General features: G+C 71.0%; 28 protein-coding genes. 17 read left to right on the plus strand and 11 right to left on the minus strand.

Annotated elements, in window-relative coordinates:
* Positions 1–149 precede the first annotated feature (149 nt).
* Together QQS16_RS20010 and QQS16_RS20015 are read right to left on the minus strand one after the other, a co-directional pair.
* A complete protein-coding gene (locus QQS16_RS20010; protein ID WP_286063203.1) occupies positions 150–734 on the minus strand; it encodes a GNAT family N-acetyltransferase in 585 nt (194 codons plus the stop codon).
* Entirely contained in the window at positions 731–1,504 is a 774-nt protein-coding gene (locus QQS16_RS20015; RefSeq protein ID WP_286063204.1) for a GntR family transcriptional regulator, read from the minus strand. Before QQS16_RS20015 ends, QQS16_RS20010 begins: the two co-directional genes overlap by 4 nt.
* Positions 1,505–2,001: 497 nt before the next feature.
* Here QQS16_RS20015 and QQS16_RS20020 point away from each other — a divergent pair, with 497 nt between their 5' ends.
* The 11 genes from QQS16_RS20020 to QQS16_RS20070 all read left to right on the plus strand — a co-directional run bounded on the left by QQS16_RS20020 (position 2,002) and on the right by QQS16_RS20070 (position 11,811).
* A complete protein-coding gene (locus QQS16_RS20020; RefSeq protein ID WP_286063205.1) occupies positions 2,002–2,265 on the plus strand; it encodes a DUF6284 family protein in 264 nt (87 codons plus the stop codon).
* The gene (locus tag QQS16_RS20025) at positions 2,262–2,795 is read left to right on the plus strand and encodes a hypothetical protein (RefSeq protein WP_286063206.1); all 534 of its coding nucleotides are present in this window, start codon (positions 2,262–2,264) and stop codon (positions 2,793–2,795) included. Before QQS16_RS20020 ends, QQS16_RS20025 begins: the two co-directional genes overlap by 4 nt.
* Positions 2,792–3,769 carry a DUF2637 domain-containing protein gene (locus tag QQS16_RS20030; RefSeq protein WP_286063207.1) on the plus strand — a complete coding sequence of 326 codons (978 nt, stop codon included), beginning with the start codon at positions 2,792–2,794 and terminating at the stop codon, positions 3,767–3,769. Before QQS16_RS20025 ends, QQS16_RS20030 begins: the two co-directional genes overlap by 4 nt.
* On the plus strand, positions 3,769–4,128 hold the full coding sequence (locus QQS16_RS20035; protein ID WP_286063208.1) for an RRQRL motif-containing zinc-binding protein: 360 nt from the start codon (positions 3,769–3,771) through the stop codon (positions 4,126–4,128). The genes QQS16_RS20030 and QQS16_RS20035 overlap by 1 nt, the downstream gene beginning before the upstream one ends.
* Complete coding sequence (locus QQS16_RS20040) at positions 4,128–4,436, plus strand: hypothetical protein (protein WP_286063209.1); 309 nt, start codon at positions 4,128–4,130, stop codon at positions 4,434–4,436. Before QQS16_RS20035 ends, QQS16_RS20040 begins: the two co-directional genes overlap by 1 nt.
* A 370-nt stretch (positions 4,437–4,806) precedes the next feature.
* Complete coding sequence (locus QQS16_RS20045; protein ID WP_286063210.1) at positions 4,807–6,648, plus strand: ATP-binding protein; 1,842 nt, start codon at positions 4,807–4,809, stop codon at positions 6,646–6,648.
* Between the two features lie 90 nt (positions 6,649–6,738).
* On the plus strand, positions 6,739–7,470 hold the full coding sequence (locus QQS16_RS20050; RefSeq protein WP_286063211.1) for a class I SAM-dependent methyltransferase: 732 nt from the start codon (positions 6,739–6,741) through the stop codon (positions 7,468–7,470).
* A complete protein-coding gene (locus QQS16_RS20055) occupies positions 7,467–8,300 on the plus strand; it encodes a bifunctional DNA primase/polymerase (RefSeq protein ID WP_286063212.1) in 834 nt (277 codons plus the stop codon). The genes QQS16_RS20050 and QQS16_RS20055 overlap by 4 nt, the downstream gene beginning before the upstream one ends.
* Positions 8,301–8,302: 2 nt before the next feature.
* Entirely contained in the window at positions 8,303–9,784 is a 1,482-nt protein-coding gene (locus QQS16_RS20060) for an AICE element replication initiation protein (protein WP_286063213.1), read from the plus strand.
* A 467-nt stretch (positions 9,785–10,251) separates the two neighbouring features.
* Positions 10,252–10,497 (plus strand): helix-turn-helix transcriptional regulator, encoded by a 246-nt coding sequence (locus QQS16_RS20065; RefSeq protein WP_286063214.1) that lies wholly within the window; start codon positions 10,252–10,254, stop codon positions 10,495–10,497.
* Between the two features lie 75 nt (positions 10,498–10,572).
* Positions 10,573–11,811: a tyrosine-type recombinase/integrase gene (locus tag QQS16_RS20070; protein WP_286063215.1), complete on the plus strand. Its 1,239-nt coding sequence runs from the start codon at positions 10,573–10,575 to the stop codon at positions 11,809–11,811.
* 78 nt (positions 11,812–11,889) lie between these two features.
* Here QQS16_RS20070 and QQS16_RS20075 read toward each other — a convergent pair whose 3' ends face one another.
* Positions 11,890–12,651: a phosphoglyceromutase gene (locus QQS16_RS20075; protein WP_286063216.1), complete on the minus strand. Its 762-nt coding sequence runs from the start codon at positions 12,649–12,651 to the stop codon at positions 11,890–11,892.
* 261 nt (positions 12,652–12,912) lie between these two features.
* On the opposite strand from QQS16_RS20075, the gene QQS16_RS20080 reads away from it, so the two are divergent.
* Positions 12,913–14,175 (plus strand): MDR family MFS transporter, encoded by a 1,263-nt coding sequence (locus QQS16_RS20080; protein WP_286063217.1) that lies wholly within the window; start codon positions 12,913–12,915, stop codon positions 14,173–14,175.
* Positions 14,176–14,329: 154 nt separating this feature from the next.
* Here the strand turns inward: QQS16_RS20080 and QQS16_RS20085 are convergent, their stop codons facing one another.
* Positions 14,330–14,785, minus strand: coding sequence for a DUF2000 domain-containing protein (locus tag QQS16_RS20085; RefSeq protein ID WP_286063218.1), 456 nt, complete (start codon positions 14,783–14,785; stop codon positions 14,330–14,332).
* Between the two features lie 49 nt (positions 14,786–14,834).
* On the opposite strand from QQS16_RS20085, the gene QQS16_RS20090 reads away from it, so the two are divergent.
* Together QQS16_RS20090 and QQS16_RS20095 are read left to right on the plus strand one after the other, a co-directional pair.
* Positions 14,835–15,659 carry a helix-turn-helix transcriptional regulator gene (locus QQS16_RS20090; protein WP_286063219.1) on the plus strand — a complete coding sequence of 275 codons (825 nt, stop codon included), beginning with the start codon at positions 14,835–14,837 and terminating at the stop codon, positions 15,657–15,659.
* Positions 15,660–15,760: 101 nt separating this feature from the next.
* A complete protein-coding gene (locus tag QQS16_RS20095; RefSeq protein WP_286063220.1) occupies positions 15,761–16,285 on the plus strand; it encodes a hypothetical protein in 525 nt (174 codons plus the stop codon).
* Positions 16,286–16,341: 56 nt separating this feature from the next.
* On the opposite strand, the gene QQS16_RS20100 is transcribed toward QQS16_RS20095, so the two are convergent.
* Both QQS16_RS20100 and mshA read right to left on the minus strand, forming a co-directional pair.
* Positions 16,342–16,863: a type III secretion system chaperone family protein gene (locus tag QQS16_RS20100; protein WP_286063221.1), complete on the minus strand. Its 522-nt coding sequence runs from the start codon at positions 16,861–16,863 to the stop codon at positions 16,342–16,344.
* Complete coding sequence (gene mshA, locus QQS16_RS20105; protein ID WP_286063222.1) at positions 16,856–18,193, minus strand: D-inositol-3-phosphate glycosyltransferase; 1,338 nt, start codon at positions 18,191–18,193, stop codon at positions 16,856–16,858. The genes QQS16_RS20100 and mshA overlap by 8 nt, the downstream gene beginning before the upstream one ends.
* Positions 18,194–18,594: 401 nt before the next feature.
* On the opposite strand from mshA, the gene QQS16_RS20110 reads away from it, so the two are divergent.
* The 3 genes from QQS16_RS20110 (at position 18,595) to QQS16_RS20120 (ending at position 22,656) form a co-directional block, all read left to right on the plus strand.
* Positions 18,595–19,380 carry a class I SAM-dependent methyltransferase gene (locus tag QQS16_RS20110; RefSeq protein WP_286066389.1) on the plus strand — a complete coding sequence of 262 codons (786 nt, stop codon included), beginning with the start codon at positions 18,595–18,597 and terminating at the stop codon, positions 19,378–19,380.
* 259 nt (positions 19,381–19,639) lie between these two features.
* The gene (locus tag QQS16_RS20115; protein ID WP_286063223.1) at positions 19,640–20,749 is read left to right on the plus strand and encodes a C40 family peptidase; all 1,110 of its coding nucleotides are present in this window, start codon (positions 19,640–19,642) and stop codon (positions 20,747–20,749) included.
* Between the two features lie 257 nt (positions 20,750–21,006).
* A complete protein-coding gene (locus QQS16_RS20120) occupies positions 21,007–22,656 on the plus strand; it encodes a SpoIIE family protein phosphatase (RefSeq protein WP_286063224.1) in 1,650 nt (549 codons plus the stop codon).
* 204 nt (positions 22,657–22,860) lie between these two features.
* On the opposite strand, the gene QQS16_RS20125 is transcribed toward QQS16_RS20120, so the two are convergent.
* From QQS16_RS20125 to QQS16_RS20145, 5 genes are all read right to left on the minus strand, one after another.
* Positions 22,861–23,196 carry a DUF2516 family protein gene (locus QQS16_RS20125; protein WP_286066390.1) on the minus strand — a complete coding sequence of 112 codons (336 nt, stop codon included), beginning with the start codon at positions 23,194–23,196 and terminating at the stop codon, positions 22,861–22,863.
* Positions 23,197–23,361: 165 nt separating this feature from the next.
* The gene (locus tag QQS16_RS20130) at positions 23,362–23,988 is read right to left on the minus strand and encodes a hypothetical protein (RefSeq protein ID WP_286063225.1); all 627 of its coding nucleotides are present in this window, start codon (positions 23,986–23,988) and stop codon (positions 23,362–23,364) included.
* A 77-nt stretch (positions 23,989–24,065) separates the two neighbouring features.
* Positions 24,066–24,653: a helix-turn-helix domain-containing protein gene (locus QQS16_RS20135; protein ID WP_286063226.1), complete on the minus strand. Its 588-nt coding sequence runs from the start codon at positions 24,651–24,653 to the stop codon at positions 24,066–24,068.
* A gap of 232 nt (positions 24,654–24,885) precedes the next feature.
* Positions 24,886–25,704, minus strand: coding sequence for an ABC transporter permease (locus tag QQS16_RS20140; RefSeq protein ID WP_286063227.1), 819 nt, complete (start codon positions 25,702–25,704; stop codon positions 24,886–24,888).
* Positions 25,701–26,705, minus strand: coding sequence for an ATP-binding cassette domain-containing protein (locus QQS16_RS20145; protein ID WP_502963813.1), 1,005 nt, complete (start codon positions 26,703–26,705; stop codon positions 25,701–25,703). Before QQS16_RS20145 ends, QQS16_RS20140 begins: the two co-directional genes overlap by 4 nt.
* Positions 26,706–26,790 lie beyond the last annotated feature (85 nt).

The following is a 26,790-nucleotide window of genomic DNA, read 5'->3' on the forward strand; positions in this document are numbered from 1 at the left end:
CACCTGCACGCAGGCGCATCTGTCGTATCGTCCTCGCGCCAACGTTTGGGGCCCGTTTGTCGCCCCTGGTCAGCGGGCCGTGCACCTCAACAAACTTGCGGTTGGTCCCTCGTTGCTGATGGTCTGTGGTCGACCTCGGGGCCCAGGTGTCACCCCGGGCCATACTTACGAGGAAGAACAGCCTCCCCCGGCTGGCGAGTGTCATCGGTGAAACCATGCTCCGCAGGGCGTGTTGGGCGCTGAGCGAGCCAACCAGACACCCGAGGGCCGCCGTTGACGGCCGCTCCCTCAAGGACTGTTCGAACATGCTCGAAGCCTTGCCGAAGGTAGTACGCCTGTAGCCCCTCGTTTGTCGTCCACGCGTCCAGGCGGAGCCACTTGGCTCCGGCCCGATAAGCTCGATCCCCCGCCCAATCGAGTAGGCGTCCCCCGACGTTTGCGCCGGCATGCGTGCGGGCCACAGTTAGCTTATTGATAAACAGAGAAGGCTCCGCGAGTTCCTGCTCTGTCCAGAGCCCTGCCTCTGCGTCACGAGTCAGAGTTATGGTCGCGACAGTCGCATCGCCGTCCACGACCATGAAAACAGTACCTGCCTTGATGGTTTCAAGGAGCTTGTCAGCGGGATAGGGACGTCGCCACTGGTCGGTGCCGAGACGAGATAGCCAAGCTGCGGCCTCCTCACGGAAGGCCAGCAGCTTGGAGACATCGTCTGGGCGAGCGGGGATAATTCTCACTGGGGCTCGTTCTCACTTCGTGCGGTCAGGTCGCCGATCTCGTAGTTCATCCGGTTGAGGTCGCCCCGGAACGTGGTGATGGTGCACCGGATGGGGCGATCCGGCGAGTAGCCCGTCCGCGTCCAGAGCATGACCGGGACACCGGCTCCAATCTCCAGCAGGCGAGCTTCGTCGGGCGTGGGCATCCGCGCCACGATCTCGTCGAAGTACCCAACCTGCTCGATACCCCGGGAAGCGAGATACCGCGTCGTGCCCTCAGCGATGTCGCCCGGCTCAGCTAGTCGCGGTGACTCGTCTACCAGCCACGATGGATAGTAGGTCGCCTGTGTGGACCATGGAACGTCATCCACATAGCGATGACAGAATCGCAATACCGTCTTCGTACCCGGCTCGATCTTCAGTCGCTCAGCGATCTCCTGCGACGCCGGCAGCATCTCGACGCGGAACGTCTGGTGCGGTCGGCGCCCAGCGTTCGTCACGTCTGTGTTGTACGCGTCGCCGTTCTGCGGAAACGTCAAATTCTCGAAGCGAGAAGCGTTGAGCTCGAACACCTCGTGCGACTTGACCTCGTACCCGAGTCCCTGACTGGACGAGATCAGCCCCTCACTGACCAGCAGACTAAGCCCGTTGCGGATGGTGTTCCGCGACGCGTCGAAGCGCTGTTGTAGGTCGTTCTCAGATGGCAGCCGCGATCCAGGCGCATGGGTGCCGTTGACGATCTCGCGGCGCAGGACGTCGGCCACTTGCCTGTACTTCGGCTGCTGGTTCATGACCCCATCATGACGCACTCGCGCAACTTGTTGGTACATGTAGCCCCGAACCCCTTGACGCACCACTGTCCGTCAGTGCAGCATCACAGCATCAGCTTGTACCAACAAGCTGAGCAGGTGGTGCAACACCTTCGAGTGTGCCCTGCCTGCACTGACAACGCCCGACGGGTCCCGTGAAGACGGGAGCCCCTCTGACCAGGGGTTACCGCGTCCGCCGATAGCGACCGTTCTTTGAGAAGTGAACAGAGTGCCTGAGGTAGACCGCCCCACCTCTGCGGCAAGAGGGCGGCGTGCGCGGGTTCTGTCCCGCGTGCGAGTACAGCGCGACTCGACCTTTCCGCAGCTCATCTGCTGCGGCCGGTTGCCTCCGCTGCTCGTCTCGTACGAGCAGCGCTGAGGGGAGCCGGATCTACCGACTTCAACGGCGCGCGGCCCCGGTGCTCGAACACCGGGGCCGCTGTTCGGGCCGTTCCACCTGCAAGGGAGAACACGACCCAATGGACCACATCGTTACTGTTCAGGACGCTGTTACCGCGTTCGCCGACTTCATGGAGCCGACGGACGCGGAGCTGGAGGCCATCGAGCGCGAGATGCCCGTCATCCGCGCGGAGCTGGACCTGCTGGACGCGCAGATCATCGTCATCGACCGCACCCCGACCGAGCTGGACGTCCGGCGTATCCGTCGGGCCCGCCGCCGGGTCCTGGCCGCCCACCGCGACCAGCTCAACGGCACGGCCGGCCAGTCGGGCGGTGCCGCATGATCCGCCTCACCACAACCGCGCGGCTGGCCCGGCTGGAAGCCGACGCGGACGCGGCAGCCGAATCCGCCCGTGCAGCCTGTGGTGCGGCGGCCGAGGCGTTCGGCCGGCACGTGCGGGAGCTGTACGCCGCCACGGACCGCGCGGAGCGTGCCGAGGCCACCACCACCGAGGTGGGCGCGATCCTCAAGCAGGCCATGCGGGAGCTGTCCGCCGCGCAGCAGGAACTCCTGTTGAAGGACATCGAACTCCGTCGCCTGCGCGAGGAACTGCGGTGCGGCCCGGTGGACGGGGACTCGCTCACGGTGCTGCTGCACCACGGCGAGCCGCAGGCCGTCTACGGCTCCCGTGAGGACGCGCGCGCCGACACCGCCACGCACGGGTTCCCGGCGGATCACGTGTGGAAGCGGTGCGATGAACGTCCGGCCGCCGCGTTCACGTGGCGGTGTGAGGCGTTCATCTACAACGCCGCCTCCAACGGATTCCACCGTGCCGACCCCGCCGTTCCAAGGGCGTTGGGGGGTGCGGCGTGAACAGTGTTCAGACGCGTTCAGCGGAGCGCGCGCTGTCGGGCGGCACGTGGTTGATCGTGTGCGGCGCGATGCTGTATTCGATCCTCACGGTGACGCCGTTGATGGCGGAGCACACGGTGGAGGAGTGGGACTGGACGGCGCCGATCCTCCCGCTCGTGGTGGACGCCGCCGTGGTCATCGTCGTCAAGCTCGATGACGTGCTCGCTCGCCTCGGTGGGCACGGCGGACGCTGGCCGATCGTGCTGCGGTGGATGACCGGGCTCATGACGCTCGCCCTCAACACCGCCGACTCCGCACTGGAGAAAGACCTGGTGGGCGTGGCGGTCCACTCGGTGGCGCCGCTGCTTTTGATCGTCACAGCGGAGACCAGCCTCGCCTACCGGCGCGCTATCGCCGCAGCGGTGGCCGCGCTGGAAGCTGACCAGCAGGCCGAGCGGGAGCGGCGCGAGCAGGCGGCCCGCGAGCGGGAGCAGCGGGCCCGTGCCGAGGCGCGGGAGGAACGCGAGCGCGCCGCCGCGCTGGTGCGTGAACAGCGTGAGCACGAAGCCCGCATGGCCCGTGAACAGAGCGAGCGGGAAGCCGCCGCACGGCGTGAGGAACGCGAGCGCGAGCAGGCCCGCGAGCAAGCCGAACGGGCGGAGCGTGAACGCCGCGAGTACGAGCGTGAACAGCGTGAGCGGGAGCGTGAACACCGTGAACGGGAGACCGCCGAACGCGCCGAACGCGAGCGGCAGGCGCGGGAGGAGCGGGCCGCCCGTGAACGCGCCGCGCTGCTGTCCGGCGGGCCCGTGAACGAGAAACTGCCCGAGGACGACGCGCGCGCCATCGTGGCCGCCGCTCACGCGGAGGGCATGTCGGTGCGCACGGCAGCCGAGTTGTGCGGCTGGTCGGTGGGCTGGGTCTCCACCCGGTACGCCGAACTGCGTGGGCCCGTCAACGGCGTGCCGGTTGATCTGGCCGGCATGGGCCACTGATGCCCACCGCCTCTACCGCCGGGACGCTGCCCGTGTACCGGTGGCGCCTCGCGCCGGACGGTCTGGCCACCCGCCGACAGCTCCGCGCCATGGGGCTGCGCCCGGGTGGTCAGGACGTGGCCGCCGAACTCCAGCGCCCCCGCCGACGACGCGGCCCGCTGGTCGCCTACCTGTACCGCATCGAGCACGCGAAACCGGTCCGGCCGATGACCCCGGCCCGCCGGGCGGCACTCGCCCGCGCGAACCGCGCCCGGCGCACCTGCCCCGCCTGCCGGCGTGATGCCGGATACGTCATCCCCACCTCGCTCGGCGCGTGCGTCCCCTGCGCCGACTCCACTGTCCCGAGGGAGAAGCCCTGATGGCACACCGTGACCCGCCGGGGATCATCGCCCCGCACATACCCGCCGACGCCTACCGCCGCGCCGAAGCCGCCGGGCAACCGGTCGTCATCGTCGTCCACACCACCGACCACAACGGGCGCCCCCTGCGGCACTACCTGTTCCCTCTCGCCATCGCCGGGGCGGGCGCGGTGGGGGTGTTCGGCCTGGTGGCCGCGTTCCTCGCCCTGCTCGACTTCGCCGTACACACCGCCGTCGCCATCGGCAGCGTGGCCGGACCGGTCGGCGTAGGCGGCATCACCCTCCGCATGGCCCGCTCCAAGGACTGACCGAGACGGCGCCCGCCGCGGCGCGTCATCGGCTCTCGATCGCTCCGGAAAGAACCGGGAGCCGTAGGCGGCCCACAGGGCGCCCGGACCCCCTCGCGTGAGGGGTGAGAACCCCCGTCCCGCGCACGGCCGTTCAGGGGCCCGCGAGGGGGTTGCACGGCCCTGTTTTCCGGCGCCCTACGCGCGCGTGCGCGTAGGGCCCCCACCCTCCCCATCGCTCAACTCTGCAACTTCGCAGGTCACAGGCGGTTGCAGGGGTTCAACCGGTGCCCTCGGCGCAACCGACGGCACCGCTCCCTGCAACTCGGGCGGGCCGGTGCGCCATGCGACGGCGCACCGGCCCTCATCCACGGTCTTGGAGGACCCTTTCGTGGACTGGAAACAAGCATGGTCGACCACCACCAACACCACCAACAGCGCGCTGGATTCGCTCGCGCCCGTCTGTGTTCCGTTCGCTGCCCGATGGGACCTGGAAGCGGACCGGCGGAACAAGCTACGCACGCCTGAGCACTTGAAGGCGCTCATGGCCGCGCAGAAGGAGCACAACGCCGCGCGGTCCACGAGCGCCACCGCCAAGTCGCAGCAGCTCACCGCGCGCGCCGCGTCGAACAACCCGTTCGCGGCCGGTCGTCGGGCGGCTCGGGTGGCGAGCAAGGCAGCCGCGCGGCACGAGCGGGACACGCGCGCCAAGCTCAAGGCGGCCCGGGTGAACTACCCGAGCACGCTCAAGGCGCGGGCGATTCAGGCGCACAGCGTGCACGCCGTGCCCACGGTCATCACGTCCGTGGTCATGTCCGCCTCCAACTTGACGCTGTGGCCAGCCGCCACATCGGCCGCGCTGATCGGCGCGAACGCCGCCGCTCTCGCCCTCGGCCGGCGCAAGCTCCGGCTGCCGGTGGATGAGTCGGTCTCGTTGGAAGAGCGTCAGCTCATGAAACGTCTCGACCCGTCGTATTGGGTCGCGCACGCCCCGGACCGTGGTCTGTCCGGCACGGTCACGACGCCTCCCGCGATGGAGGCGGGCGGTATCCGGTGTGAGGTCCGCCTGGACGGGACGTGGACGGTCAAGACGCTCGCGGACAAGGCCGACTCCATCCGTGCGCTGCTCGGTGCCCGCACCGCGCTGCGCATACGGATCACCTCGGCCTCACGAGGCGGGTGGGCCGTCATCACGCTGGCCACCCGGTCGGCAGCCGCGGGCGTCTCCTCACTGTGGACCCCGGACCGCATCCCAACTGATCCCACCGTGATGAGCCTCGCTCTGGACACCGAGACCGGCGATGAGGTCCTGATCCCGTTCGACGAACGGCTGTTGGTGTCCGGCGCGTCCGGCACCGGCAAGTCCTGGTCCTTCCGCCCACTCATGGCCACCGCCCACCTGCGCGGAGACCTGCTGCTCATCGACGGCAAGGGCGAAGAGGCAAACATCTGGGAATCCGCGTGCCGCGTCGCCGTGGAGCGCGAGGAAATCACGGACGCGGTGGACGACGCGCACGCAGAGATGACCCGCCGCAAGGCCGACATGAAGCAGCGCGGCATCTCGGTCTGGGACGGACGTCAGCTCACCGTGGTCGTGGACGAGGGGCAGGTGGTCCTTGCCCTGATCAGCAAGGACAAGGACCGGCTGCAACGGCTGATCGAGCTGTCCTCGCTCGGTCGCTCGCGCGGGGTCGTCCTGTGGTGGGCGACCCAGTATCCGCTGACCGATGGCGGGGCGCCGGGCGTGCACAAGCTGATCGCACCCAACCTGCTCACCAGGTTCTCGCTGCGAGTGGCCGGCACGACGCAAGCGCAGGTCGCGCTGGATGACTGCGCGCACTACGCCCCGCACCAGATCCCGGAGGGCCGCGAGTACCGGGGGCACGGCTACCTCAAGGGCTACGGGCCGCGCATGCTCCGCACCTGGACCCTGGACGACGCGGGCGTACGCGCACTGCCCAAATCCATCTGGACCCCCGAGCAGACGAGCGGCGGACAGGCGCCGCGCTCGCTGCACTTGGTCAAGGAGCCCGCCGCACCGGCCGGCGCGGCGACCAACCGGGACAAGGTGCTGGCAGCCGTGCAGGCAGGGGCGCGGACTGCCAAGGACGTGGCCGACCGGACGGGGCTGAACAAGGGCACCGTCTCCCGCGAGATCCGGGCCCTGACCGCCGACGGAGCCGTGCACCGGACCGCTGATGGTCGGCTCCTGCCCGGCCAGCAAGCGGCCTGAACCCCCGACGCACGAGAACGGCGGCCCCCATCCGACCAAGAACCGGGGCCGCCGCCAATCCAGCACACCTACGAACTGGAGACCTCCAGCATGACCCAACCCACCGGCATCCGGCGAGTGCGCCCGCCGGCCGCATTCGCTGCCGCCTTCCTGCGCCTGTTCGGCCGACCGCCCCGCCTGCTGGACCTGTACTGCTGCCAGGGCGGCGCCGGCAAAGGCTACGACGACGCCGGGTTCGACGTGACCGGCGTCGACAAGGACCCCCAGCCCCGCTACCCGCTCCGCTTCGTCCAGACCGACGCCATCGCCTACGTCCTGGCCCACGGGGCGGAGTTCGACTTCATCCACGCCTCGCCTCCGTGCCAGCACGACAGTGAGTGCCAGCGCATCCAGGGCAACGCCCACCCCGACCTGATCGCGCCCACCCGCACCGCCCTGGAAGCCACCGGGCGCCCGTGGGTGATGGAGAACGTCCGGGGAGCGGCGCCCAAGCTCCGTGAGCCGGTGATGCTGTGCGCGACGATGTTCGGGCTGGACAACTACCGGCACCGGTACTTCGAGACCGGCGGCGGCTTCACGCTCGAACAGCCCGCGCACACCGTGCACACGGTGCCTCAGGCGAAGATGGGCCGACCCGTACCGCCCGGCCACTACGGGCAGTTCGTCGGCAACTTTTCCGGCGTCCCCCTCGCCCGCCGCGTGCTTGAGGTGCCGTGGATGAACCGGGACGGCATCCGCGAGTGCATCCCGCCCGCCTACGCCCGCCACATCGGCACCGCTGCCCTAACCTCCCTCACCCCGGCGCTGGGGGTAGCCGCATGAGCGCCCACCTGGCAACGGCCCTCAGCCTCGCGGCCCACGGCATGCCCGTACTGCCGTTACGAGCAGGAAAGGTGCCCTTCGGGAACTGCCCGGCCTGCACCAAGAACGCGTGCGGCGGCCGGCCGAACATGAAGACCCCCGGCCCCTGCACCTGCCCCGCCCCGTGCCACGGATGGGCCGCCGCCACCACCGACCCCAGCGTCATCGACTCCGCGCCGTGGGCGCGGGCATGGCGGGAGGCTGCGGGCGTGGCCTACCACCCCGGCGGCGCCGGTCTCACCGTCGTAGATCTCGACAACGCTCAAGCCATCACGTGGGCTCGCGAGAGCCTGCCCACCACGCGGACGGTTCCTACGACCCGGGGTGAGCACTGGATCTACCGGGGCGCCATGCAGGGCGCCAACGGCGTACGGCCCGGCGTCGACATCAAGTCGACCATGGCCTATGCCCGGTGGCTCGGACCCGGCACCGGCACCATGGCGCCCCTGCCCAACGTCGTCCGAGCCCTGACCGTGAAGGAGCCGGCCCCGGCCCGGCCGGTGTCCGTCGCGGTGCCCAGGTCGAGCGCGAGCGGGGTGTGCCCGCACCGCACGCCGACCTATCTGGACCGTGGCATTGCCATGGCGGAGCAGCGCATCACCGAGGCCCGGGAGGCGGTGCACGCGACCGTCTACCGGACGTTCCTCGCCGTGCTGTCCACGCACGGCCGGTGCGGCTGCCTGACCGAGAAGCACACCGCGCGCCTGTTCACCGCCGCTCAGGCCAAGGGCGAGTCGCCCCGGCACTGCACGGACGCGTGGACCAACGCCCTGACCACGTTGGGACTGTAGCCATGGCTGAGGACGACAAGACTCCCGCCCGCGAGGTCATCGCGGACTACGCGCAGGAACACTTCCGGTACTTCCGTACCGCTGACGGGACCGTGTACGCGCAGAAGAAGGGCCACCCCGTGGCCCGCCCCATCCGCTCTCAGGGCACCACGGGCAGCCACCGACAGGAACTCATGGTCGGCCTGTACCGGGACGGTCAGGGCGCGTTCAACGGGTCCGCGCTCAAGGAGGCGCTGGACCTGATCGAAGCGCTCGCGCTCACCGAGGATGTGCAGCCCGTGCACATCCGTGTTGCTCCCGGGTTCGGCGGGGCGACGTGGCTGGACCTGGGACGCGACGACGGCAAGTCCGTCCGCATCCACCCCTCGGGCTGGGACATCCTCACCCCCGACCCGCGCGAAGTCTGCTGGCGGCGCACCCAGCTCACCGGGGAACTGCCCCTGCCGGTCAAGGACACGGACGGCAAGGGCATCGACCTGCTGATGCGGTTGTGCAACTTCGCCAACGCCGAGACCGAGTGCCTGGCCATCGTGTGGCTGATCGGCTGCCTCGGACCGTCCGTACCGGTCCCCGCGCCATTCCTCACCGGGCCGCAGGGCGCGGGCAAGTCCACCGGGGGACGGATGCTCACCCGGATCATCGAGGGGATGAGCGGAGACCTTCGCCGCGCGCCGAAGGATGAGGAAAGCCTGATCGCAGCGGTCGCGGCGGGCTGGGTCACCGCCCTGGATAACCTCTCCCACGTGACGCCGGACCTGTCGGACGCGATGTGCTGCATCGTGACCGGAGCCGAGAGCGTCAAGCGCGCGTTGTTCACCGACGGGGACGTGTTCCGCGTCGGCTACCGCCGGCCCCTGCTCCTCACGGGCATCGACGTCGGGGTCATCCGCCCCGACCTCGCGGACCGGCTCCTGCCGCTGCGGTTGGAGCGGCCCAAGGTCCGGCGCACCGAGGCGGAGCTGTGGGCGGACTACGCGGAAGTGCTGCCCGTGGTCCTCGGCTCGCTCCTGGACCTCACGGTCAAGGTCCGCGCCGTGGAGGCGGACACCCCGACGGATCTGCGGATGGCGGACTTCGCCCATCTGTGCGCGCAGTTCGATGCGGCAACCGGGCTCGGGGCGCTGCCGGCGTATCGGGCGAGTCTGGACGACCTGAACGACGACGTGATCGAGGGGGATCTCCTCGCTCAGACCGTCCTCCTGCACGCCGAGACCATCGAACCGGGCACGGCGCAGCGGATGACGTCCACCGAGTGGCTCGCGTGCCTCAGCAGCCTCTACAGCAGCGAGGGCAGCCGCCCGCTGCCCAAGGGGTGGCCCACCACCGGCAAAGTCCTCTCAGACCGCCTCAAGCGCCTCCAGCCCACCCTGGCCGCTCGCCGCGTCGTCGTGGAGGCGGGCCGCACCAAGACGGGCCGCTACCTCGAAATGACCCGCACTCTCCCACCGGCCCCGACCCCGGACGAACAGACGCGGGCGTTCTGACCGCGATCCCGCAGGCTCAGGCGAACAGCAAGAGGAGCACGTGCTCCTCTTGCTGTTCGGCGGAACGCCGCCCGAAGGTCGCGCCGCGCAGCGGCTCCTTCTTCACGCTTGAAGGCGCACCCAAGTACTACAGGCAGCCCCTTCTTTGTCCTAAGTAGGAAGACGCTGCGTCACCCGCGTCACCACGGCCGGAAAACGGCTGCTGACCTGCAACGACAGCGGTGACGCAGGCGGCATTCGCTGCGTCATCCTGCGTCACCTGCGTCACCTGCGTCACCTGCGTCACCCGGTGACGCAACCGATGACGCGGCGGTGACGCAGCCCCGATCCGCCGTGTCACCCAAAACCCCAGGTCAGAGCACCAAATGACGCTGATGGCGCGGGTGACGCAGAAATCCGAGCCTCGGACAGACCACGGAGTCCGAGACGCCCCCGAAGCCAAGACGACACAGCCTCCGAGGAACCCCATGAGCCGACCCAGTTCCGCTCAACCCGACCCCCGCACCACCCTTCGCGGCGGCCTACCCGACCGGTACCTCACCCCCGACGACATCGCCGCGATCTTCGGCGTCCCCCTCGAAACCGTCTACCAGTGGCGCAGGAAGCGCACCGGTCCTCCCGGCTTCCGCGTCGGCAAGCACGTCCGCTACGACCCCGCCGAAGTCGGGGCCTACGTCGCTCAGCTCAAGAACGTCGACCGCGTCGCGGCTTGACGCAACCTCGCACACCGCCAGGGGTGGCCGTTCACGGCCACCCCTGAGCCATGCTGAGAAGGGACTCCGCCTCCGATGGCAGGCAGCATCCAAGACCGCTGGTACAAGACCGAGACCGACGCCAACGGCAAGACCGTCCGCGTCAAGACCGAGCGCTATGGGACCGGCCTGCGCTACCGGGCCCGCTACTTCGCGCCCGACGGCAAGCGCAAGGGCAAGTCCTTCCCCGACGGACAGAAGCGGCTCGCCGAGCAGTGGCTGAGCAAGGTCACGGCGGACGTGGCCCGGGGCGACTACATCGACCCGAACGCGTCCCGGACGTCGTTTCAGGAGTTCGCCGAAGGCTGGCTCGCGAGCCAGAGCGGTGACCCGAACACCCGCGCGTCGATGCAGTCCCAGCTCAAGCTGCACGCCTTCCCTCGCATCGGCTCGCGGCCTCTGGGGTCCTTCCAGCCCAGCCACATGCGGGAGTTCGTAACGCAGCTCGAAGCGTCCGGCATGTCCGGCGCGTACGCCCGCGTGATCTTCTCCAACGTTCGCGCTGTCCTGAGCGCGGCTGCGGAGGACGGCTACCTCCGTCGGAACCCGTGCAACTCGCGCACGGTGACGCTCCCCGAGATGGGCATGCGCCGGGTCGTCCCCTGGGAGCCGGGACGCGTCTTCGCCATGCGGGCCGCCATGGTCGAACGCTTCCGGTGCATGGTGGACATGGGCGCCGGCTGTGGCTTACGGCAAGGCGAGATCCTCGGCCTGTCCGTGGATGAGCTGGATTTCGACAGCGGCACCCTGCACGTGGTGCAGCAGCTCAAGCTCAGCCTGAGCAAGGCCGTGTTCGCGCCTCCGAAGGGCGGCAAGCTCCGTGACGTCCCGCTGCCCGATCCCGTGGCGGAAGCGCTCAAGGAGCACATCAAGCGGTTCCCGCCCGTTGAGATCACGCTGCCGTGGATGCGAGCGAACGGCCAGCCCGTGACCAAGCGCCTGATCTTCACCGGGCCCAACGGTGGCCATGTCTGGCGTACCTCGCTGAATGAGGACCACTGGAAACCCGCTCTGGCATCGGTGGGCGTCATCCCGAAGGCCAAGAGTCGGGAGCACACTGCCGCGCGGGAGCACGGCATGCACGCCCTGAGGCATTTCTACGCGTCGGTGCTGCTGGACGCGGGCGAGAGCATCAAGGCCGTCAGCGAGTACCTCGGGCACTCCGACCCGGGACTCACGCTGAAGGTGTACGCGCACCTCATGCCGAGCAGCCGCGACCGGGCCCGGAAGGCACTCAGTCAGGCACTCCGGCCGCCGCAGGAACCGGCCCGCTGAGGTCCCACAGAGGACCCAGGCCGTGAGAATGCCCCCGACCCGTAGCGTATGCGCAGGTCGGAGGCATGATCACAAACCCTACTTCTTCTTGCCCTGGTTCTTCACTGCTTCGATTGCTGCCGCGGCTGCCTCGGGGTCGAGGTACTTGCCGCCCGGGGTGACCGGGGTGAAGGCGGCGTCGAGTTCGTAGTAGAGGGGGATGCCGGTGGGGATGTTCAGGCCCGCGATGTCGGCGTCGGAGATGCCGTCGAGGTGCTTGACCAGGGCGCGGAGGCTGTTGCCGTGGGCGGCGACCAGGACCGTGCGGCCCGTGAGGAGATCGGGGACGATGCCGTCGTACCAGTACGGGAGCATGCGGACGACGACGTCCTTGAGGCACTCCGTGCGGGGGCGGACCTCCGGGGGGATGGTCGCGTAGCGCGGGTCGTCGGACTGGGAGAACTCCGCGCCGTCCTCGAGGGCGGGCGGCGGGGTGTCGTAGGAGCGGCGCCACAGCATGAACTGCTCCTCGCCGAACTCGGCGAGGGTCTGCGCCTTGTCCTTGCCCTGGAGGGCGCCGTAGTGGCGCTCGTTCAGGCGCCAGGAGCGCTTGACCGGGATCCAGAGGCGGTCGGCGGACTCGAGGGCCAGCTGCGCGGTGCGGATCGCGCGCTTCTGGAGGGACGTGTGGACCACGTCGGGGAGCAGGCCGGCGTCCTTGAGCAGCTCACCGCCGCGGACTGCCTCCTTCTCGCCCTTCTCGTTGAGGTTGACGTCCACCCAGCCGGTGAACAGGTTCTTCGCGTTCCATTCGCTCTCGCCGTGGCGGAGGAGGATCAGCTTGTACGGTGCGTCGGCCATGTGGATGAGCCTAATCCAACGGTTCGATCCGTTGTGCGTCCGCTCGGCAGACGGACAGGCCGACAGACGGACAGGCCGACAGACGGGGACAGACAGACGGGAACAGGCAGACGGGGACAGGCAGACAGACGGCCGCATCGCCGACGGCCGGAGGCCGGCACCGACGGTTGACTGGATGTGTAAATCGGGTGGCCTCCGCCGACTCCCCCCTCGTAAGTTGTACCTACCGCCTGAGCCGCTTACATCCGTGGGGGATCCGTCATGTCCGTCGCCGCCCTGAGACGTGCCGTCCGGGAGACCGTCTCCGGGCTCCCCCGGGAGTTCTGGTGGCTGTGGACCAGCACCCTCGTCAACCGGCTCGGCGCGTTCGTGGCCACGTTCATGGCGCTGTATCTCACGCTCGACCGCGGCTACTCCGCCTCCTACGCCGGACTGGTCGTCTCGCTGCACGGGCTCGGCGGAGTCGTCTCCTCGCTCGGCGCCGGCGTGATGACCGACCGGCTCGGGCGACGGCCCACCCTGCTCGTCGCCCAGGCGTCGACCGCCGTGTCCGTCGCGCTCCTCGCGTTCGTCCACCATCCCGTCGCCATCGCCGGCGTCGCCTTCCTCGTCGGGATGGCCTCCAACGCCTCCCGGCCGGCCGTGCAGGCGATGATGGCCGACATCGTGCGGCCCGAGGACCGGGTGCGTGCCTTCTCGCTCAACTACTGGGCCATCAACCTGGGATTCGCCGTGTCCTCCATGGCCGCCGGGTTCATCGCCGAGGTCAGTTACCGCGCCGGGTTCCTGGTCGAGGCCGGTATGACCGCCGTCTGCGCCGTCGTGGTGTTCCTGCGGCTGCCCGAGTCCCGGCCCGTCGTGACGAAGGGCGAGGAAGCGGCCGAGGCCGCCGTCGGTCTCGGCACCGTTCTGCGCGACGGGCGGTTCATGAGCGTCGTCGGGCTGTCCTTCCTGGTCGCGCTGGTCTTCCAGCAGGGGGCGGTCGGCCTTCCGGTGGCCATGGGCGAGGCCGGGTTCACGCCCGCCGACTACGGCATGGCGATCGCCGTCAACGGCGTGCTGATCGTCGCGCTCCAGATTCCGGTCACCCGGTTCATCGAGCACCGGGACACCAAGCGGCTGCTGGTCGTCTCGTCGCTGCTCGCCGGATACGGCTTCGGGCTGACCGCCTTCGCCGGGTCGATCGGCCTGTTCGCCCTCACCGTCTGCGTGTGGACGCTGGGCGAGATGATCAACGCGCCCACCCAGACGGGCCTCGTCGTCCGGCTGTCCCCCGCGCACGGTCGCGGGCGCTACCAGGGGATGTACACCCTGTCCTGGTCGGTGGCGGCCCTGGTGGCCCCCCTGATGTCCGGCGTCGTCATCGACCGCTACGGCGCGGAGTGGCTGTGGGGACTGTGCGCGCTGGTGGGGACGGCCGCCGCGGTGGGGTACGGAGCGCTGATGCGGCGGCTGCCGGCCGAGGAGGCGGATCCCGTCACCCAGCCGTCCGCGGCGGCCCGGCCGGAGGTCAGCGCGGCCTGAGGCGTACTGCCGGAGGGCGGCCCGGCCGGGGGTCAGGGCGGCCGGGGGTCAGGGCGGCCGGGGGCAGGGCGGCCCGGCCGGAGGGCGGCTGAGACGCCGACACGGGCGAGAGCGGCGCCACCCGCGACGCCCGCCCCCGCGGCGCCCCACCCCCTCAGGGGTGCATCCGCGCCCCCTTCATCACCTTGTCCACCGCGTTGCGCGGCCCGTACACCGCGAGCCCCACCAGGTCCAGTTCCGCCGTCGGCACGGCCCGCACCGCGGCCCGGTTGTCGCGGTCGTTGCCCGTCGTGAAGAGGTCGCTCGTGAAGAGCGCCCGCGGCAGCGCGCGGGACAGCACGCGCGCGTGGGCCGCCGTCAGCGTCTCCTTCGAGCCCTCGAAGACCAGGACCGGCTGCCGGAACATCGGCAGGTACGCCACCTGGTCCGCGTCCTCGTACGGCTCGCCGATCACCTCCGGGACACTCGTACCCAGGCCGCTGACCAGGAACGCCGTCACGTTCAGTCGCTGCCAGGGCTCCAGGTCCTCCCGCAGCAGGACGGCGATCTTGGTGTCGAAGCGCAGGGGTTCGGCGGGCGCGGGTCCGGTCCGCGTCGGTTCAGTGCTCATGCACCGAGACTGCCGCCCGCCGTACGACGCCGTCTTGTACGTTCTTTGCATGGCCGCCCCACAGGGCCGACAAGCCCCGCCCGCCCGGCGTGAGGTCTCCGCCTGGCGCCCCCGCGTCGCGGGCGTCGTGGAGGTCTTCCACGCCCACTTCGCCGAGTACGCGTACCCGATGCACGTCCATGACGCGTGGACGCTGCTCATCGTGGACGCCGGAGCCGTCCGGTACGACCTGGACCGGCACGAGCACGGCACCCCGCACGACACCGTGTCCCTGCTGCCGCCGCACGTGCCGCACAACGGCTCCCCCGCCACCCCGGACGGCTTCCGCAAGCGGGTCCTGTACCTCGACGGTTCCCGGCTCGGGGACGATCTCATCGGGCCCGCCGTCGACGCGCCCGACCTGCGCGACCCCGTGCTGCGGCTGCGCGTAGGGCAGGTGCACACCGCGCTCACCCGGCCCGGCGACGAGTTCGAGGCCGAGAGCAGGCTGACACTCGTCGGCGAGCGGCTGCGCACGCACCTGCGGCCGGCGCACGCCGCGCGCGCCCCGCGCCGTGACCCCGCTCTCGCCGGGCGGCTGCGCGAACTCCTCGACGAGCGGGTCGTCGAGGGGCTCTCCCTGGACGAGGCCGGGCGGCTGCTCCAGGCCCATCCCGCCCATCTGGTACGGGCGTTCAGCGGCGCGTACGGCATCGCCCCGCACCAGTACCTGAACGCCCGCCGCGTCGACCGGGCCCGGCGGCTGCTGCTCGCGGACCGCGGTCCCGCCGATGTCGCCGCCCTCACCGGCTTCCATGACCAGGCCCATCTCACCCGGCACTTCAAGAAGCTGGTGGGGGTGACACCGGGGCGGTACCGGAGGAGTTCCCGTTGAGGGGGGCGGACGAGAAGCGGCCAAGCGACCAGATACGACGTCAGTTCGGAAGAACTGCGGAAGCCGTCCGTCCTCCCCTCACGGCCGCCTGGCGTCGGCCCATGGACCACCCGCAGAACACCCAGAGCTCTCAGAACACCCAGAGGACCCAGAACCCGCGCACCCTGGGACTCGGCCGGGTCTCGACCGCCGTCGCGGGAGCCGCCGCCCTGGTGGCCCTCAGTGTGGGCGCCGCCCTCGCGGCGAACTCGGACGACGGTCCCACGCCGCCCTCCCCCAGCCCGAACTCGGTCCTCACCGAGCCGCCGACCGTGGATCCCGGCGACGGGGGCAGCAGCGGAGGAAGTACGGGCGGCGGCACCGGTGGTGGTACGGGAGGCGGCACCGACGGCGGCACCGGCGGCGTCGAACCGGACCACCCCTCCCCGAGCCCGACCGGTCCGGTGGACCCGCCGAGCCCCTCCGAGACCCCGGCCGGCACGCCCTCGTCCGTGCCCGGCGACCTGGAGGAGCTGAACCGGCGTATCGCCGAACTCGACCGGAAGGTCGACGAGCTGGCCACCGAGAAGGAACTGGCCGACGCCCTGCGGGCCTTCGCCGACGAGCTCGACAAGCCCGAGTCGTAGGCGGAGTTGTCGGCGGAGTCGTAGCCGTAGCCGTCGTCGGAACGGGCGGCCCGGGGTCAGTCGGCGGAGCGGCGCATGAGGTGCGCGAACGCGTCCAGGTTCCGCGTCGACTCGCCCCGGGACACCCGCCACTCGTACTCCTTGCGGATGGCGGACGCGAAGCCCAGCTCCAGGAGGGTGTTGAAGGCGCCGTCCGCCGCCTCCAGGACCTGGCCGAGGAGGCGGTCGATCTCGTCGGGGGTGACGGTGACGAGAGGCAGCCTGGCGGTGACGTAGACGTCTCCGAGCGGGTCGACGGCGTAACTGATGCCGTACAGCTTGAGGTTGCGTTCCAGGAGCCAGCGGTGGACGCCGGACTCGTTCTCGTCGGGGTGGCGGATGACGAAGGCGTTGAGCGACAGCGAGTGGCGGCCCAGCAGCAGGGACACCGTCGTCGACAGCTTGCGGGTGCCGGGGAGTTTCACCACGTAGTTGCCGGGGGCGGGGCTCTCCCATTCCAGCTCGGCGTCCTTCAGGACGTCCTCGACGACCCGCGCCGCCGCCTGCTGTGCCTGCTCTGCCTTTCCGGAGTCAGCCATGGTGGGAGCGTACGCGACGCCGGTAGGACTGGGCGGCGGCCGTGTAGACGTCCGCCGTGGCGGCGGCCGCGGTGTCCCAGCCGAAGGACCGGGCATGCCGGGCTGCGGCCTCGCCCATCCGGGCCGAGCGGGTGGGTTCGTCGGCGAAATCGCGCAGCACGCGCGCGTAGTCGGCCGGATCGTGCCCCTGGACGAGGACACCGGTCCGTCCGTCACGCACGGCGACCGGGAGTCCGCCGACCGCGGCGGCGAGCACCGGTGTACCGGCCGCCTGCGCCTCTATGGCGACCAGGCCGAACGACTCGCTGTAGGACGGCATGACGAGTACGGACGCGGCGCGGAACCAGTCCGCCAGCTGGTCCTGGCCGACGGGCGGGTGGAACCGTACGACGTCCGCGATGCCCAGCCGGGACGCCAGCTTCTGCAGGCCCTCCGGCTTGGCGAGGCCGCTGCCGCTGGGGCCGCCGACAACCGGGACGACGATGCGGGAGCGCAGGTCGGGACGGTCGTCGAGCAGGACGGCGACCGCGCGCAGGAGCACGTCCGGCGCCTTCAGGGGCTGGATGCGGCCCGCGAAGAGCGGGACCAGGGCGTCCTGCGGAAGGCCCAGGCGGGCGCGGGCGGCGGCGCGGCCGTCCGCGGGGCGGAAGCGGTCGAGGTTCACGCCGGGGTGGACCACGGCGACCTTGGCGGGGTCGGCTGCGTAGTGCCCCACGAGTGCCTCGCGCTCCTCGGCCGTGTTGGCGATGAGCCGGTCGGCGGCGCCGACGATCTGGGTCTCGCCGATGACGCGGGCGGCGGGCTCGGGGGTGTCGCCGTCGGCCAGGTTGGCGTTCTTGACCTTGGCCATGGTGTGCATGGCGTGCACCAGGGGGACGCCCCAGCGCTGGGCGGCGAGCCAGCCGACGTGGCCGGAGAGCCAGTAGTGGGAGTGGACCAGGTCGTAGTAGCCCGGGCGGTGGCCTGCCCAGGCCTGCATCACGCCGTGCGTGAAGGCGCACAGCTGGGCCGGGAGCTCTTCCTTGGCGAGGCCCTCGTAGGGGCCGGCGTCGACGTGCCGGACGAGGACGCCGGGCGCGAGTTCGACGGACGGCGGGAGGGCGGCCGTGGTGGCGCGCGTGAAGATCTCCACCTCGATGTCGATCGCGGCGAGGCGTTGCGCGAGTTCCACGATGTAGACGTTCATGCCGCCGGCGTCGCCGGTGCCCGGCTGGTGGAGCGGTGAGGTGTGTACGGAGAGCATGGCGACCCGACGGGGACGTCGGTGCAGCCGCAGTCGCGGGGGTGCCGCCACAGAGCGACGCCCGAGCCGGCTGACGTACTGGCTCACGTGGCGGTCCTCCTTGCTGCGGGCGTGCGGGCCGGGCCGAGGGTGTGGAGCGCCCTCCAAGAGCGGCAACACCGGAGGAAAGGGTTCCCATTCCGGGCGGAGCGGTTTTTGCCGAGGCATTACCAGGAGTCGCTCAACCGTTCGAGGCTGGAATGCGTGCGCCCGCGGCCGGAGCGGTCCCCGGTGCTCCCGGAGAAGCGGTGGGCGAAGGGGCGCCGCGGCCCCCGAGGTGGCGCCCCGGCCCCCGAGGTGGCGCCCGGGTCCCCGGGAGGAGCGGCGCCCGGCCTCCGGAGAGAAGCCGTGCCTTCGCCTCCGGGTGCCCGCATACCCTCGTGGGTATGACAGCCCGCGCAGTGTCCCTCCCCCACTCCCGGCTTCGTCCGGGCGGTGGGAACCCCGTCGTGGGCACGGTGACGCGCGGGACGACCAACCCCAACCGGCTGCGCCGCATGGACCGCTGGATCGCGGCGTCGCACGGGGCCGAGCTGCGTCGCGCCGCCGACCCCGTCGCCGTGGACCTCGGATACGGTGCCGCGCCCTGGACGGCCGTCGAGCTCCTGACCCGGCTGCGCGGGCAGGCGCCCCGCGCGCGCGTGGTGGGCGTCGAGATCGAACCGGCGCGGGTCGCGGCGGCGCGCCCGTACGAGCGGGACGGGCTGGCCTTCCGGCACGGGGGCTTCGAGGTCCCCGTCCCCGGGCGGCCGTGGCTGATCCGGGCCGCCAACGTGCTGCGCCAGTACGACGAGGGCGAGGTCGCCGTCGTGTGGGAGCGGCTGTGCTCCCGTCTCGCGCCGGCCGGCGGGGGCTCCCGGGGCGGACTGCTCGTCGAGGGAACCTGTGACGAGATCGGGCGTCGGCACGTGTGGGTGGCGCTCGGTCCGGAGGGGCCGCGCACGGTGACCTTCGCGACCCGGCTGGGATCCCTGGAGCGCCCCTCGGACCTCGCCGAGCGCCTGCCGAAGGCACTCATCCACCGCAACGTCCCCGGCGAACCGGTGCACGCCTTCCTGCGCGACTTCGACCGTGCCTGGGCCGCCGCCGCGCCCTACGCGTCCTACGGGGCCCGTCAGCGCTGGATCCGCACGGTGCGGGACCTCACGGCCGACTGGCCGGTGACGGACGGGCCGACGCGCTGGCGGCAGGGCGAAGTGACGGTGGCGTGGGGGGCGTTGGCACCACGGGGGTGACCGGGCCGCGCGCCTTCGGCCCTGTCGTCGCTCCGCGAGCGACGGAGCCGCTGATCCCGGACCGCGGGGAACGATCTCCGGGGGTCGTTCGTCACAAAGACGGGGAGATCGTCGGGCCGGGGTGGACCGGGGTGGAGAAGGGGGAAGCACTCACCCCGCTGACGTGCGGGAGTACCTCTGTCGTTTCGCACACCTGCATGGCACGATCCCCCGGGCGTCCGTAGGTCACTGACGGTAAATCAACTGTGGGGGCAGGGTCATGGGAGCGGGCAAGCGCGGTCTGATCACAGCGGCCGTGACCGTCGTCTGCGCGGTCACCGTGCTGACGGCGCCGGGCACGGCGTTCGCCGCCCCGACCCCCACGCCGTCCCCCAGCACCACGCCGGGGCCCCCGACCGGCACACCCCCCGAAGCCGCCACGACGTCCGCGACCGACCGGGAACTCGAGGCCGTACGCGAGAAGCTGGACGCCCTCTATCACGACGCGGCTGTCGCCACGGACGCGTACAACGACGCCGAGGAGAAGGCCGAGAAGCAGTCGGCCGAGATCGTCGCCCTGGCCAAGAGGATCGTCCAGGGCAAGGAGCGGCTGGACCTGCTGAAGGACCGCGCGGGAGCCGCGGCCCGCGCCCAGTACCGCGGCGGCGGACTGCCGGACGAGGCGCAGCTGATGCTCAGCGACAGCCCTCGGGAGTTCCTCGACGGCGCGGGCCGGGTGCTCCAGGGCGAGCGCGCGACGAAGGCCCTCCTCAAGGAAATGACCCGCACCCAGCAGGACTTGGAGCAGTACTCCCAGGACGCCTCCACCCAGTTGAAGGAACTGGAGGCGGGCCGCAAGGCCAAGGCCACGGCGAAGAAGCGGATCACGCAGCAGATCGCGGCGGCCGAGAAGCTCGAGTCCCAGCTGGAGAAGGAGGAGAAGGAGCGCCTCGCCGAGCTGGAACGGGCGGCCGCGCTCAAGGCGCAGACCGCGTGGCTGGACTCCGGGATCCTCGACGGGCTCACGGGCGAGGCCGGCGTCCAGGGCGCGAAGGCGGTGGAGTTCGCCACGGCCCAGAGGGGCAAGCCGTACGCCTGGGGCGCCGAGGGCCCCGACACCTACGACTGCTCCGGTCTGACCTCGCAGGCCTGGGCGAGCGCCGGCATCCCCATCCCGCGCACCTCGCAGCAGCAGTGGCGGCAGCTCCCGCGCGTCGCCGTCGAGGACATGCGCCCCGGAGACCTGATCATCTACTTCGACGACGCCAGCCATGTCGCGATGTACGTGGGCGACGGCGCGATCGTGCACGCTCCGCGGCCGGGGCGGACGGTGACGATCGCGGGGGCGGGGTCCATGCCGATACTCGGGGTGGTGCGGCCGGGCGCCTGATCCGTGGGCCTGGGCACGTGACCTGGCCCACGTCCGGAGGGCCGCCAAACCCCTCACGGACGTGACCTTCGTCATCCCGGGCCGGCCGCCGACCTGTCCAACTGCGGTACGGATCGCGGCATATGACAGTGGCGCCCGGCCATACGGGGTGCCGTACACCATTCCGTTGCGGCGCCGACTACCGCTATGGTCCCCGTCGGTAGGTCGAGGCCCCTCGCCCTGCCGTGCCCTCGGGGGGAGGGAAGGAACCCAAGACGATGCCCGTACCCGTACCGCGGCAGAGAGCGATCCCGGCCGTGGAGAGTGGTCAGGCGCAGGCCGCGTCCTCAGGCGCCGGCTCCTCGAAGGTGGAGGCCCGGCGCGAGGCGGCCCCGGCCGGGAACACCGTGACCGGGCCCGCCGGCCGCACCGCTGCCATACCCACGACCGCCCAGGCCGGTCCTCCGAGCGGCTCGACCGGCTCGGCGGACTCCACCGGCTCCATCGGCTCCATCGGCTCCAGCCCCACCGGCCGGGGTGGCACGGCCGGTACCTCCGGGACGGCCGGTACGCCCGGACTCTCCGGCACGGCCGGCCGGACCGCCATCACCGGCACGACCGGCACAACGGGAACAACCGGCGCGACCGGCTGGGTCGACACCACCGGCACCGCAGGCACCACGGCCGAGCCCACCGGCCCCGCCGGCACAGCCCCCCGCAACCCGGCCCCCACCACCGGCCCGCTCTCCCCCACCGGCACCAACCTCACGCTGCTGGTGATCGAGGACGACCCCGGCGGTTCCACGGTCATGCCCGAGCTGCTGGACTCGGCGGGCAAGCCGATCCGCGTGCGCACGGCCCGCAACCTCACCGAGGCGGAGCGGCTGCTCACCCACGACGTCCACTGCATCCTGCTGGACCTCGCGCTGTCCGCCCCCGGCCGGACCGAGAACGACGACGAGCTCGCCGTACTCCGGCACGTGCTGGAGCTCGCGCCCCGGCACGCGGTCCTCGTGCTGACCGCGTCCGGCGACGCCGAGCGCGGCGCGGAGGCGGTGCGGGTGGGCGCCCAGGACTACCTCTTCCGGGACGAGCTGGACGGCCGGCTGCTGAGCCGCGCGATCCGTTACGCGGTGGAGCGCAAGCGTTCCGACACGGCCGAGCGGAGGCTCGCCGAGGGCCGGATGCGGGCCCAGGAGAACCGTCGCCTGGAACGCGGCCTGCTGCCCACGCCCCTCCTGGAGGGCTCCTCGCTCCGCTTCGCCGCCCGCTACCGTCCGGGCCGCTCGCGCGCCCTGCTCGGCGGCGACTTCTACGACACCGTCCGCACCCCGGACGGCACGGTCCACGCCATGATCGGCGACGTCTGCGGGCACGGCCCGGACGAGGCGGCGCTCGGCGTGGAGCTGCGCATCGCCTGGCGCGCGCTGACCCTGGCGGGCCTGTGCGGCGACGCACTCCTCGGCACCCTCCAGCAGGTCCTGGAGCACGAGCGCTCCGACGACGAGATCTTCGCCACGCTGTGCACGGTGGACATCGCGCCGGACGGCCGCCGCGCGGGTCTGTGCCTGGCCGGACACCCGGCCCCGCTGGTGGCCCGCCCGGGCCGGCCGGCCCAGCTCCTCCCGTACGAGAACAACGGCCCCGCCCTCGGCCTGCTCCCCGGGGCCCGCTGGCCGCGCATGCAGGTGGAGCTCGGAGCCGAGTGGAGCCTGATGCTCTACACCGACGGCCTGATCGAGGGCCATGTCGGCGAGGGCCGCGAGCGGCTCGGCCAGGACGGCATGGTGGGGATCGTCCGCCGCCTGCTCTCCGAGGGACTGAGCGGTGAGGAACTGCTGCAGGCCACGGTGAACGAGGTGCGCGACCTCAACGGCGGCGAGCTGACGGACGACGTGGCGGTACTGCTGCTGGACCGGACGGGCTGAACCCAGTCACCGCTCCGGGCCCCGCCATGGGCCGACGGCCGGCCCGCGTCAGCTGCCGACCACCTGACCACCACTGACAACCGACCACGCACCGCCGGTCACTCACAGCCGACCGCTGACGGCCGGCCCTGTACTGCTCACGCCCGCCCGCCCGCGGAGCCGGTGTCGACACGCGACACGGCCCCGCTCCTCGTGGCGGAGGCGTCAGCGCCCGCCGTTGTACGGCCCGTAGGGGCCGTCGCTGCTGGAGCCGCCGCGCCGGCTGCGGCCACCGCCCGGCAGACCGCGCAGGGCCGGCCGTACGTCGACCATGTACACGATCGTCGCGATGAGGCCGATGATCGGCAGGAACGACAGGATGTTGAAGATCAGGTTCACCACGAAGGCGAGCCCGAGGATGACCAGCCAGAAGGGCTTGGTCTTCTTGTCGGCCGCGCGGTAGGCGTCCTCGCGGCGCGTGGCGGCGTCGATCAGCGCGAAGCCGCTGAAAAGGATCAGGGCCATGCTCAGCAGCCACATGAACCCGGCGAATCCCTGCATCAGCACTACGTCCACCACCAGACTCGGCTCGTCGTCACGCGGTCACCGTACCCGTTTCCGCACCTGCGTCACCCGAAGAACGGGCCGGGCACCTCAAGAGTGCCCGGCCCGTACGTGTACCGCCGCTGTGCTTGGTGCTTGCTTACTGCTTGCCTGCCGCTGGGCCTACTTCGCGGGCGGCGTGGTCTTCTTGGCGACGGGGGCCTTGCGGGCCGGGGCCTTCTTCGCGGCGGGCTTCGGCGCCGGGGCGGGCTCGGCCTTGGCCTCGGCGGGCTTCGGCTCGGTCGCGACCGCGACGGGCTCCGGCTTCGGCTCGGCGTTCGGCTCGACGGCGATCGCCAGTTCCTCGATCTCCTCGGCGGCCTCGCCGCGCCAGGTCCGCACGGTCTGCTCGCCGCGCTCGGCGACCTTCTCGTAGGTCTCGCGCGCCTTGACGGCGTACTCGGCGGCGACGCCGACACTGCGCAGGGCGAAGTCCTGAGCGCTCTCGCCGAGCTTCTTCAGGTCACCGTCGAGGGTGCCGATGAACTCGCCGACCTTGACCTGGAGGCTCTCCTGAGCCTCCTTGGCCTTGGCTCCGGCCTCCTTGGCACGCGCCTGGGCCTTCTCCTGCACGGCCTTCGGGTCGGTGTTGCGCACGGCCTCGATCCGCGCCGGGGCCTCGGCCCGCAGCTGCTCCACCAGACCGGGCACCTTCTTGGCCTGCTGAAGAGCCAGGTCGGCGGTGCCGGCGGCGAAGTAGAGCGGAGTCGGGTCGCTGAGGGTCTTGCGCAGGTCGTCGGTGATGGCCATGGTGATGGTCCTCCCGGATTCGCTTTCGGCTGAGGGTTGTGTGGTTCGCAGTCAGGCGGCCGGTGCCCTGGTCCGGCTCAACTGGCCGTCTGCTGCGGGTCGGCGTCACTGCCGCCGGTCGTGCGGGTACGACGGGGGGACGTGCGTCCGTCCGCCGTGCGGGTGGCTCGTACGGCGGAGCCGCCCTGCTGGGTGCCCAGGATCCCGTCACTCAGAGCATCGTCGCGGAGAGTGGCGGCGTCGGTGGGTTCATCCGCCGCGTCGGCCACGTCGGCGTCGTCCTCGTGACCCGTGTCGTCGATCCCGAACCCGTTCTCCTTGCGGAAGGACTCGTAGATCTGGAGCAGCACCTGCTTCTGCCGCTCGTTCAGCGTCGGGTCGGCGAGGAGCGCGGCACGCGTCGCGCCTTCCCGGAGGCGCTCCTCCCCGTCCCGCTCGGCGTCGAGGATCCCGGCCCGCACGTACAGCGTCTCGGCGGAGATCCGCAGCGCCTTGGCGACCTGCTGCAACACCTCCGCGCTCGGCTTGCGCAGCCCGCGCTCGATCTGGCTCAGGTACGGATTGGACACCCCGGCGGCATCGGCGAGCTGCCGGAGCGACAGCTGCGCGTTACGCCGCTGTTCGCGCAGGTACTCACCGAGATTGCCGACGTTGAGCGTTGCCATGCCTCCACCTTGCACCAGTCCCGCTAACTATTGCAAGCAGGCGCTTGCAAAAGTGCGCCACGTCATGTTCCGCCGAGCACGCGCCGACAGACGACGTGGGCGGCGACTCCGACGCGGACAGGGACAGGGCGGCGTACGCCGACAGGATGCCGGAGTACGCCGCCCTGGCGTGGGACCTCTCGGGTTGCTTGGGGTGGGACCGTCTCGGTTACCTCGGGTGGGACCGTCTCGGTTACTTCGGGTCGCGGTTGAACAGGGTTGTGGACCAGCGGTAGCCGAGTGCGGTGAGGCCGAGGGACCAGGCGACGGTGAGCCATCCGTTGTGGCCGATCTCGGTGCCGAGGAGCAGGCCGCGCAGGGTTTCGATGGCGGGGGTGAAGGGCTGGTACTCGGCGATGGGCTGGAACCAGCCCGGGATCGCGTCGATGGGGACGAAGGCGCTCGAGATGAGGGGGAGGAGGATCAGCGGCGTGGCCATGTTGCTGGCGGCTTCGGGGTTGGGGCCGGCCATGCCCATCCCGACCGCGATCCAGGTGAGCGCCAGGGTGAACAGCGCGATCAGTCCGAGCGCGGCCAGCCACTCCAGGGCGGTGGCGTCGGTGGACCTGAAGCCGATGGCCACGGCGATGGCACCGACGAGGACCAGGCTGGCGAGGACCTGGAGCACGCTGCCGACGACGTGTCCGACGAGTACGGAGCCGCGGTAGACGGCCATGGTGCGGAAGCGGGCGATGAGGCCTTCGGTCATGTCCATGGAGACGGAGATGGCGGCACCGATGACGGTGGAGCCGATGGTCATCATCAGGAGGCCGGGGACGAGGTAGGCGATGTAGTCGGAGCGGTCGGCGCCGCCGCCGCCGATGCCCGCGCTCATCACGCCGCCGAAGACGTAGACGAAGAGCAGCAGCAGCATGATCGGTGTGAGCAGCAGGTTCAGGGTCATGGAGGGGTAGCGGCGGGCGTGCAGCAGGTTGCGGCGCAGCATGGTGGTCGAGTCGCGGACGGCGAGGGAGATCCGGGTGGGGCCGGCGGCGGTCAGGGGGGCGCTCATCGGAGGGTCTCCTTGGCGGGCTGGTGGGGGTGGTCGGCGGGGCTGGTGAGGGCGAAGAACACGTCGTCGAGGTCGGGGGTGTGCACGGTCAGTTCGTCGGCCTCGACGCCGGCCGTGTCCAGCCAGTCGAGGATGGAGCGCAGTTCGCGCTGGCTGCCGCCGGAGGGGATCTGGAGGGCCAGTGCCTCGTCGTCGCGGTGGGCCTCGCGCAGTGTTGAGGCGGCGGAGCGGTAGGCGAGCGGGTCGGTGAAGCGGAGCCGGACGTGTCCGCCGGGGATGAGGCGCTTCAGTTCGTCGGAGCTGCCTTCGGCGGCGATGCTGCCGTTGTGGAGTACGGCGATGCGGTCGGCGAGTTCGTCGGCCTCCTCCAGGTACTGGGTGGTGAGGAAGACGGTGACGCCGTCGCAGACCAGTGCGCGGATGATCTGCCACATGGTGTGGCGGCTGCGGGGGTCGAGGCCGGTGGTCGGTTCGTCGAGGAAGATGATTCTGGGGTCGCCGACGAGGGTCATGGCGATGTCGAGGCGGCGCTTCATGCCGCCGGAGTAGGTGGAGACGGGTTTCTTCGCGGCTTCGACCAGGTCGAAGCGTTCCAGGAGTTCGGCGGTGGTGCGCCGGCCCTGGGCGCGGGTGAGGTGGTGCAGGTCCGCCATGAGGAACATGTTCTCCTCACCGGTGATCAGGCCGTCGACGGCGGAGAACTGCCCGGTGACGCCGATCGTGGCCCGCACCGTGTGCGCGTCGGTGGCCAGGTCGTGACCGCCGACGTGCAGGTCTCCGGCGTCGGCGGTGATCAGCGTGGACAGGATCTTGACCACGGTGGTCTTGCCGGCGCCGTTCGGACCGAGCAGCGCGAACACCGACCCCGCCGGGATACGCAGATCGATTCCGTCGAGCACGGTCTTGTCGCCGTACGACTTGCGCAGACCGACGGCGGAGACGGCGGCGGGAACCTGCGGGCTTCCACCCGAGCTAGACATGGGCATGACAGAAAGAGGCATGGGGTCCTCCCTTTCGAAGGCTGGAGCGAGCGGGGAGCGGGCGGGCGGCGAACCGGTGTTCAGGGCCGGGCGCGGGCCGGGCCCG

Source organism: Streptomyces sp. ALI-76-A, assembly GCF_030287445.1.
Lineage (GTDB): Bacteria > Actinomycetota > Actinomycetes > Streptomycetales > Streptomycetaceae > Streptomyces.

What these genes read in the sequence shown, in the direction of transcription:
- QQS16_RS20140 (WP_286063227.1), bottom strand. Translation starts at nt 25,704, where the DNA reads ATGAGCGCCCCCCTGACCGCCGCCGGCCCCACCCGGATCTCCCTCGCC.
- QQS16_RS20075 (WP_286063216.1), bottom strand. Translation starts at nt 12,651, where the DNA reads ATGGCCGACGCACCGTACAAGCTGATCCTCCTCCGCCACGGCGAGAGC.
- QQS16_RS20085 (WP_286063218.1), bottom strand. Translation starts at nt 14,785, where the DNA reads ATGAGCACTGAACCGACGCGGACCGGACCCGCGCCCGCCGAACCCCTG.
- QQS16_RS20145 (WP_502963813.1), bottom strand. Translation starts at nt 26,705, where the DNA reads ATGCCTCTTTCTGTCATGCCCATGTCTAGCTCGGGTGGAAGCCCGCAG.
- QQS16_RS20095 (WP_286063220.1), top strand. Translation starts at nt 15,761, where the DNA reads ATGGACCACCCGCAGAACACCCAGAGCTCTCAGAACACCCAGAGGACC.
- QQS16_RS20135 (WP_286063226.1), bottom strand. Translation starts at nt 24,653, where the DNA reads ATGGCAACGCTCAACGTCGGCAATCTCGGTGAGTACCTGCGCGAACAG.
- QQS16_RS20050 (WP_286063211.1), top strand. Translation starts at nt 6,739, where the DNA reads ATGACCCAACCCACCGGCATCCGGCGAGTGCGCCCGCCGGCCGCATTC.
- QQS16_RS20130 (WP_286063225.1), bottom strand. Translation starts at nt 23,988, where the DNA reads ATGGCCATCACCGACGACCTGCGCAAGACCCTCAGCGACCCGACTCCG.
- QQS16_RS20100 (WP_286063221.1), bottom strand. Translation starts at nt 16,863, where the DNA reads ATGGCTGACTCCGGAAAGGCAGAGCAGGCACAGCAGGCGGCGGCGCGG.
- QQS16_RS20065 (WP_286063214.1), top strand. Translation starts at nt 10,252, where the DNA reads ATGAGCCGACCCAGTTCCGCTCAACCCGACCCCCGCACCACCCTTCGC.
- QQS16_RS20080 (WP_286063217.1), top strand. Translation starts at nt 12,913, where the DNA reads ATGTCCGTCGCCGCCCTGAGACGTGCCGTCCGGGAGACCGTCTCCGGG.
- QQS16_RS20060 (WP_286063213.1), top strand. Translation starts at nt 8,303, where the DNA reads ATGGCTGAGGACGACAAGACTCCCGCCCGCGAGGTCATCGCGGACTAC.
- QQS16_RS20040 (WP_286063209.1), top strand. Translation starts at nt 4,128, where the DNA reads ATGGCACACCGTGACCCGCCGGGGATCATCGCCCCGCACATACCCGCC.
- QQS16_RS20090 (WP_286063219.1), top strand. Translation starts at nt 14,835, where the DNA reads ATGGCCGCCCCACAGGGCCGACAAGCCCCGCCCGCCCGGCGTGAGGTC.
- QQS16_RS20025 (WP_286063206.1), top strand. Translation starts at nt 2,262, where the DNA reads ATGATCCGCCTCACCACAACCGCGCGGCTGGCCCGGCTGGAAGCCGAC.
- QQS16_RS20055 (WP_286063212.1), top strand. Translation starts at nt 7,467, where the DNA reads ATGAGCGCCCACCTGGCAACGGCCCTCAGCCTCGCGGCCCACGGCATG.
- QQS16_RS20115 (WP_286063223.1), top strand. Translation starts at nt 19,640, where the DNA reads ATGGGAGCGGGCAAGCGCGGTCTGATCACAGCGGCCGTGACCGTCGTC.
- QQS16_RS20015 (WP_286063204.1), bottom strand. Translation starts at nt 1,504, where the DNA reads ATGAACCAGCAGCCGAAGTACAGGCAAGTGGCCGACGTCCTGCGCCGC.
- QQS16_RS20020 (WP_286063205.1), top strand. Translation starts at nt 2,002, where the DNA reads ATGGACCACATCGTTACTGTTCAGGACGCTGTTACCGCGTTCGCCGAC.
- QQS16_RS20120 (WP_286063224.1), top strand. Translation starts at nt 21,007, where the DNA reads ATGCCCGTACCCGTACCGCGGCAGAGAGCGATCCCGGCCGTGGAGAGT.
- QQS16_RS20070 (WP_286063215.1), top strand. Translation starts at nt 10,573, where the DNA reads ATGGCAGGCAGCATCCAAGACCGCTGGTACAAGACCGAGACCGACGCC.
- QQS16_RS20125 (WP_286066390.1), bottom strand. Translation starts at nt 23,196, where the DNA reads ATGCAGGGATTCGCCGGGTTCATGTGGCTGCTGAGCATGGCCCTGATC.
- QQS16_RS20035 (WP_286063208.1), top strand. Translation starts at nt 3,769, where the DNA reads ATGCCCACCGCCTCTACCGCCGGGACGCTGCCCGTGTACCGGTGGCGC.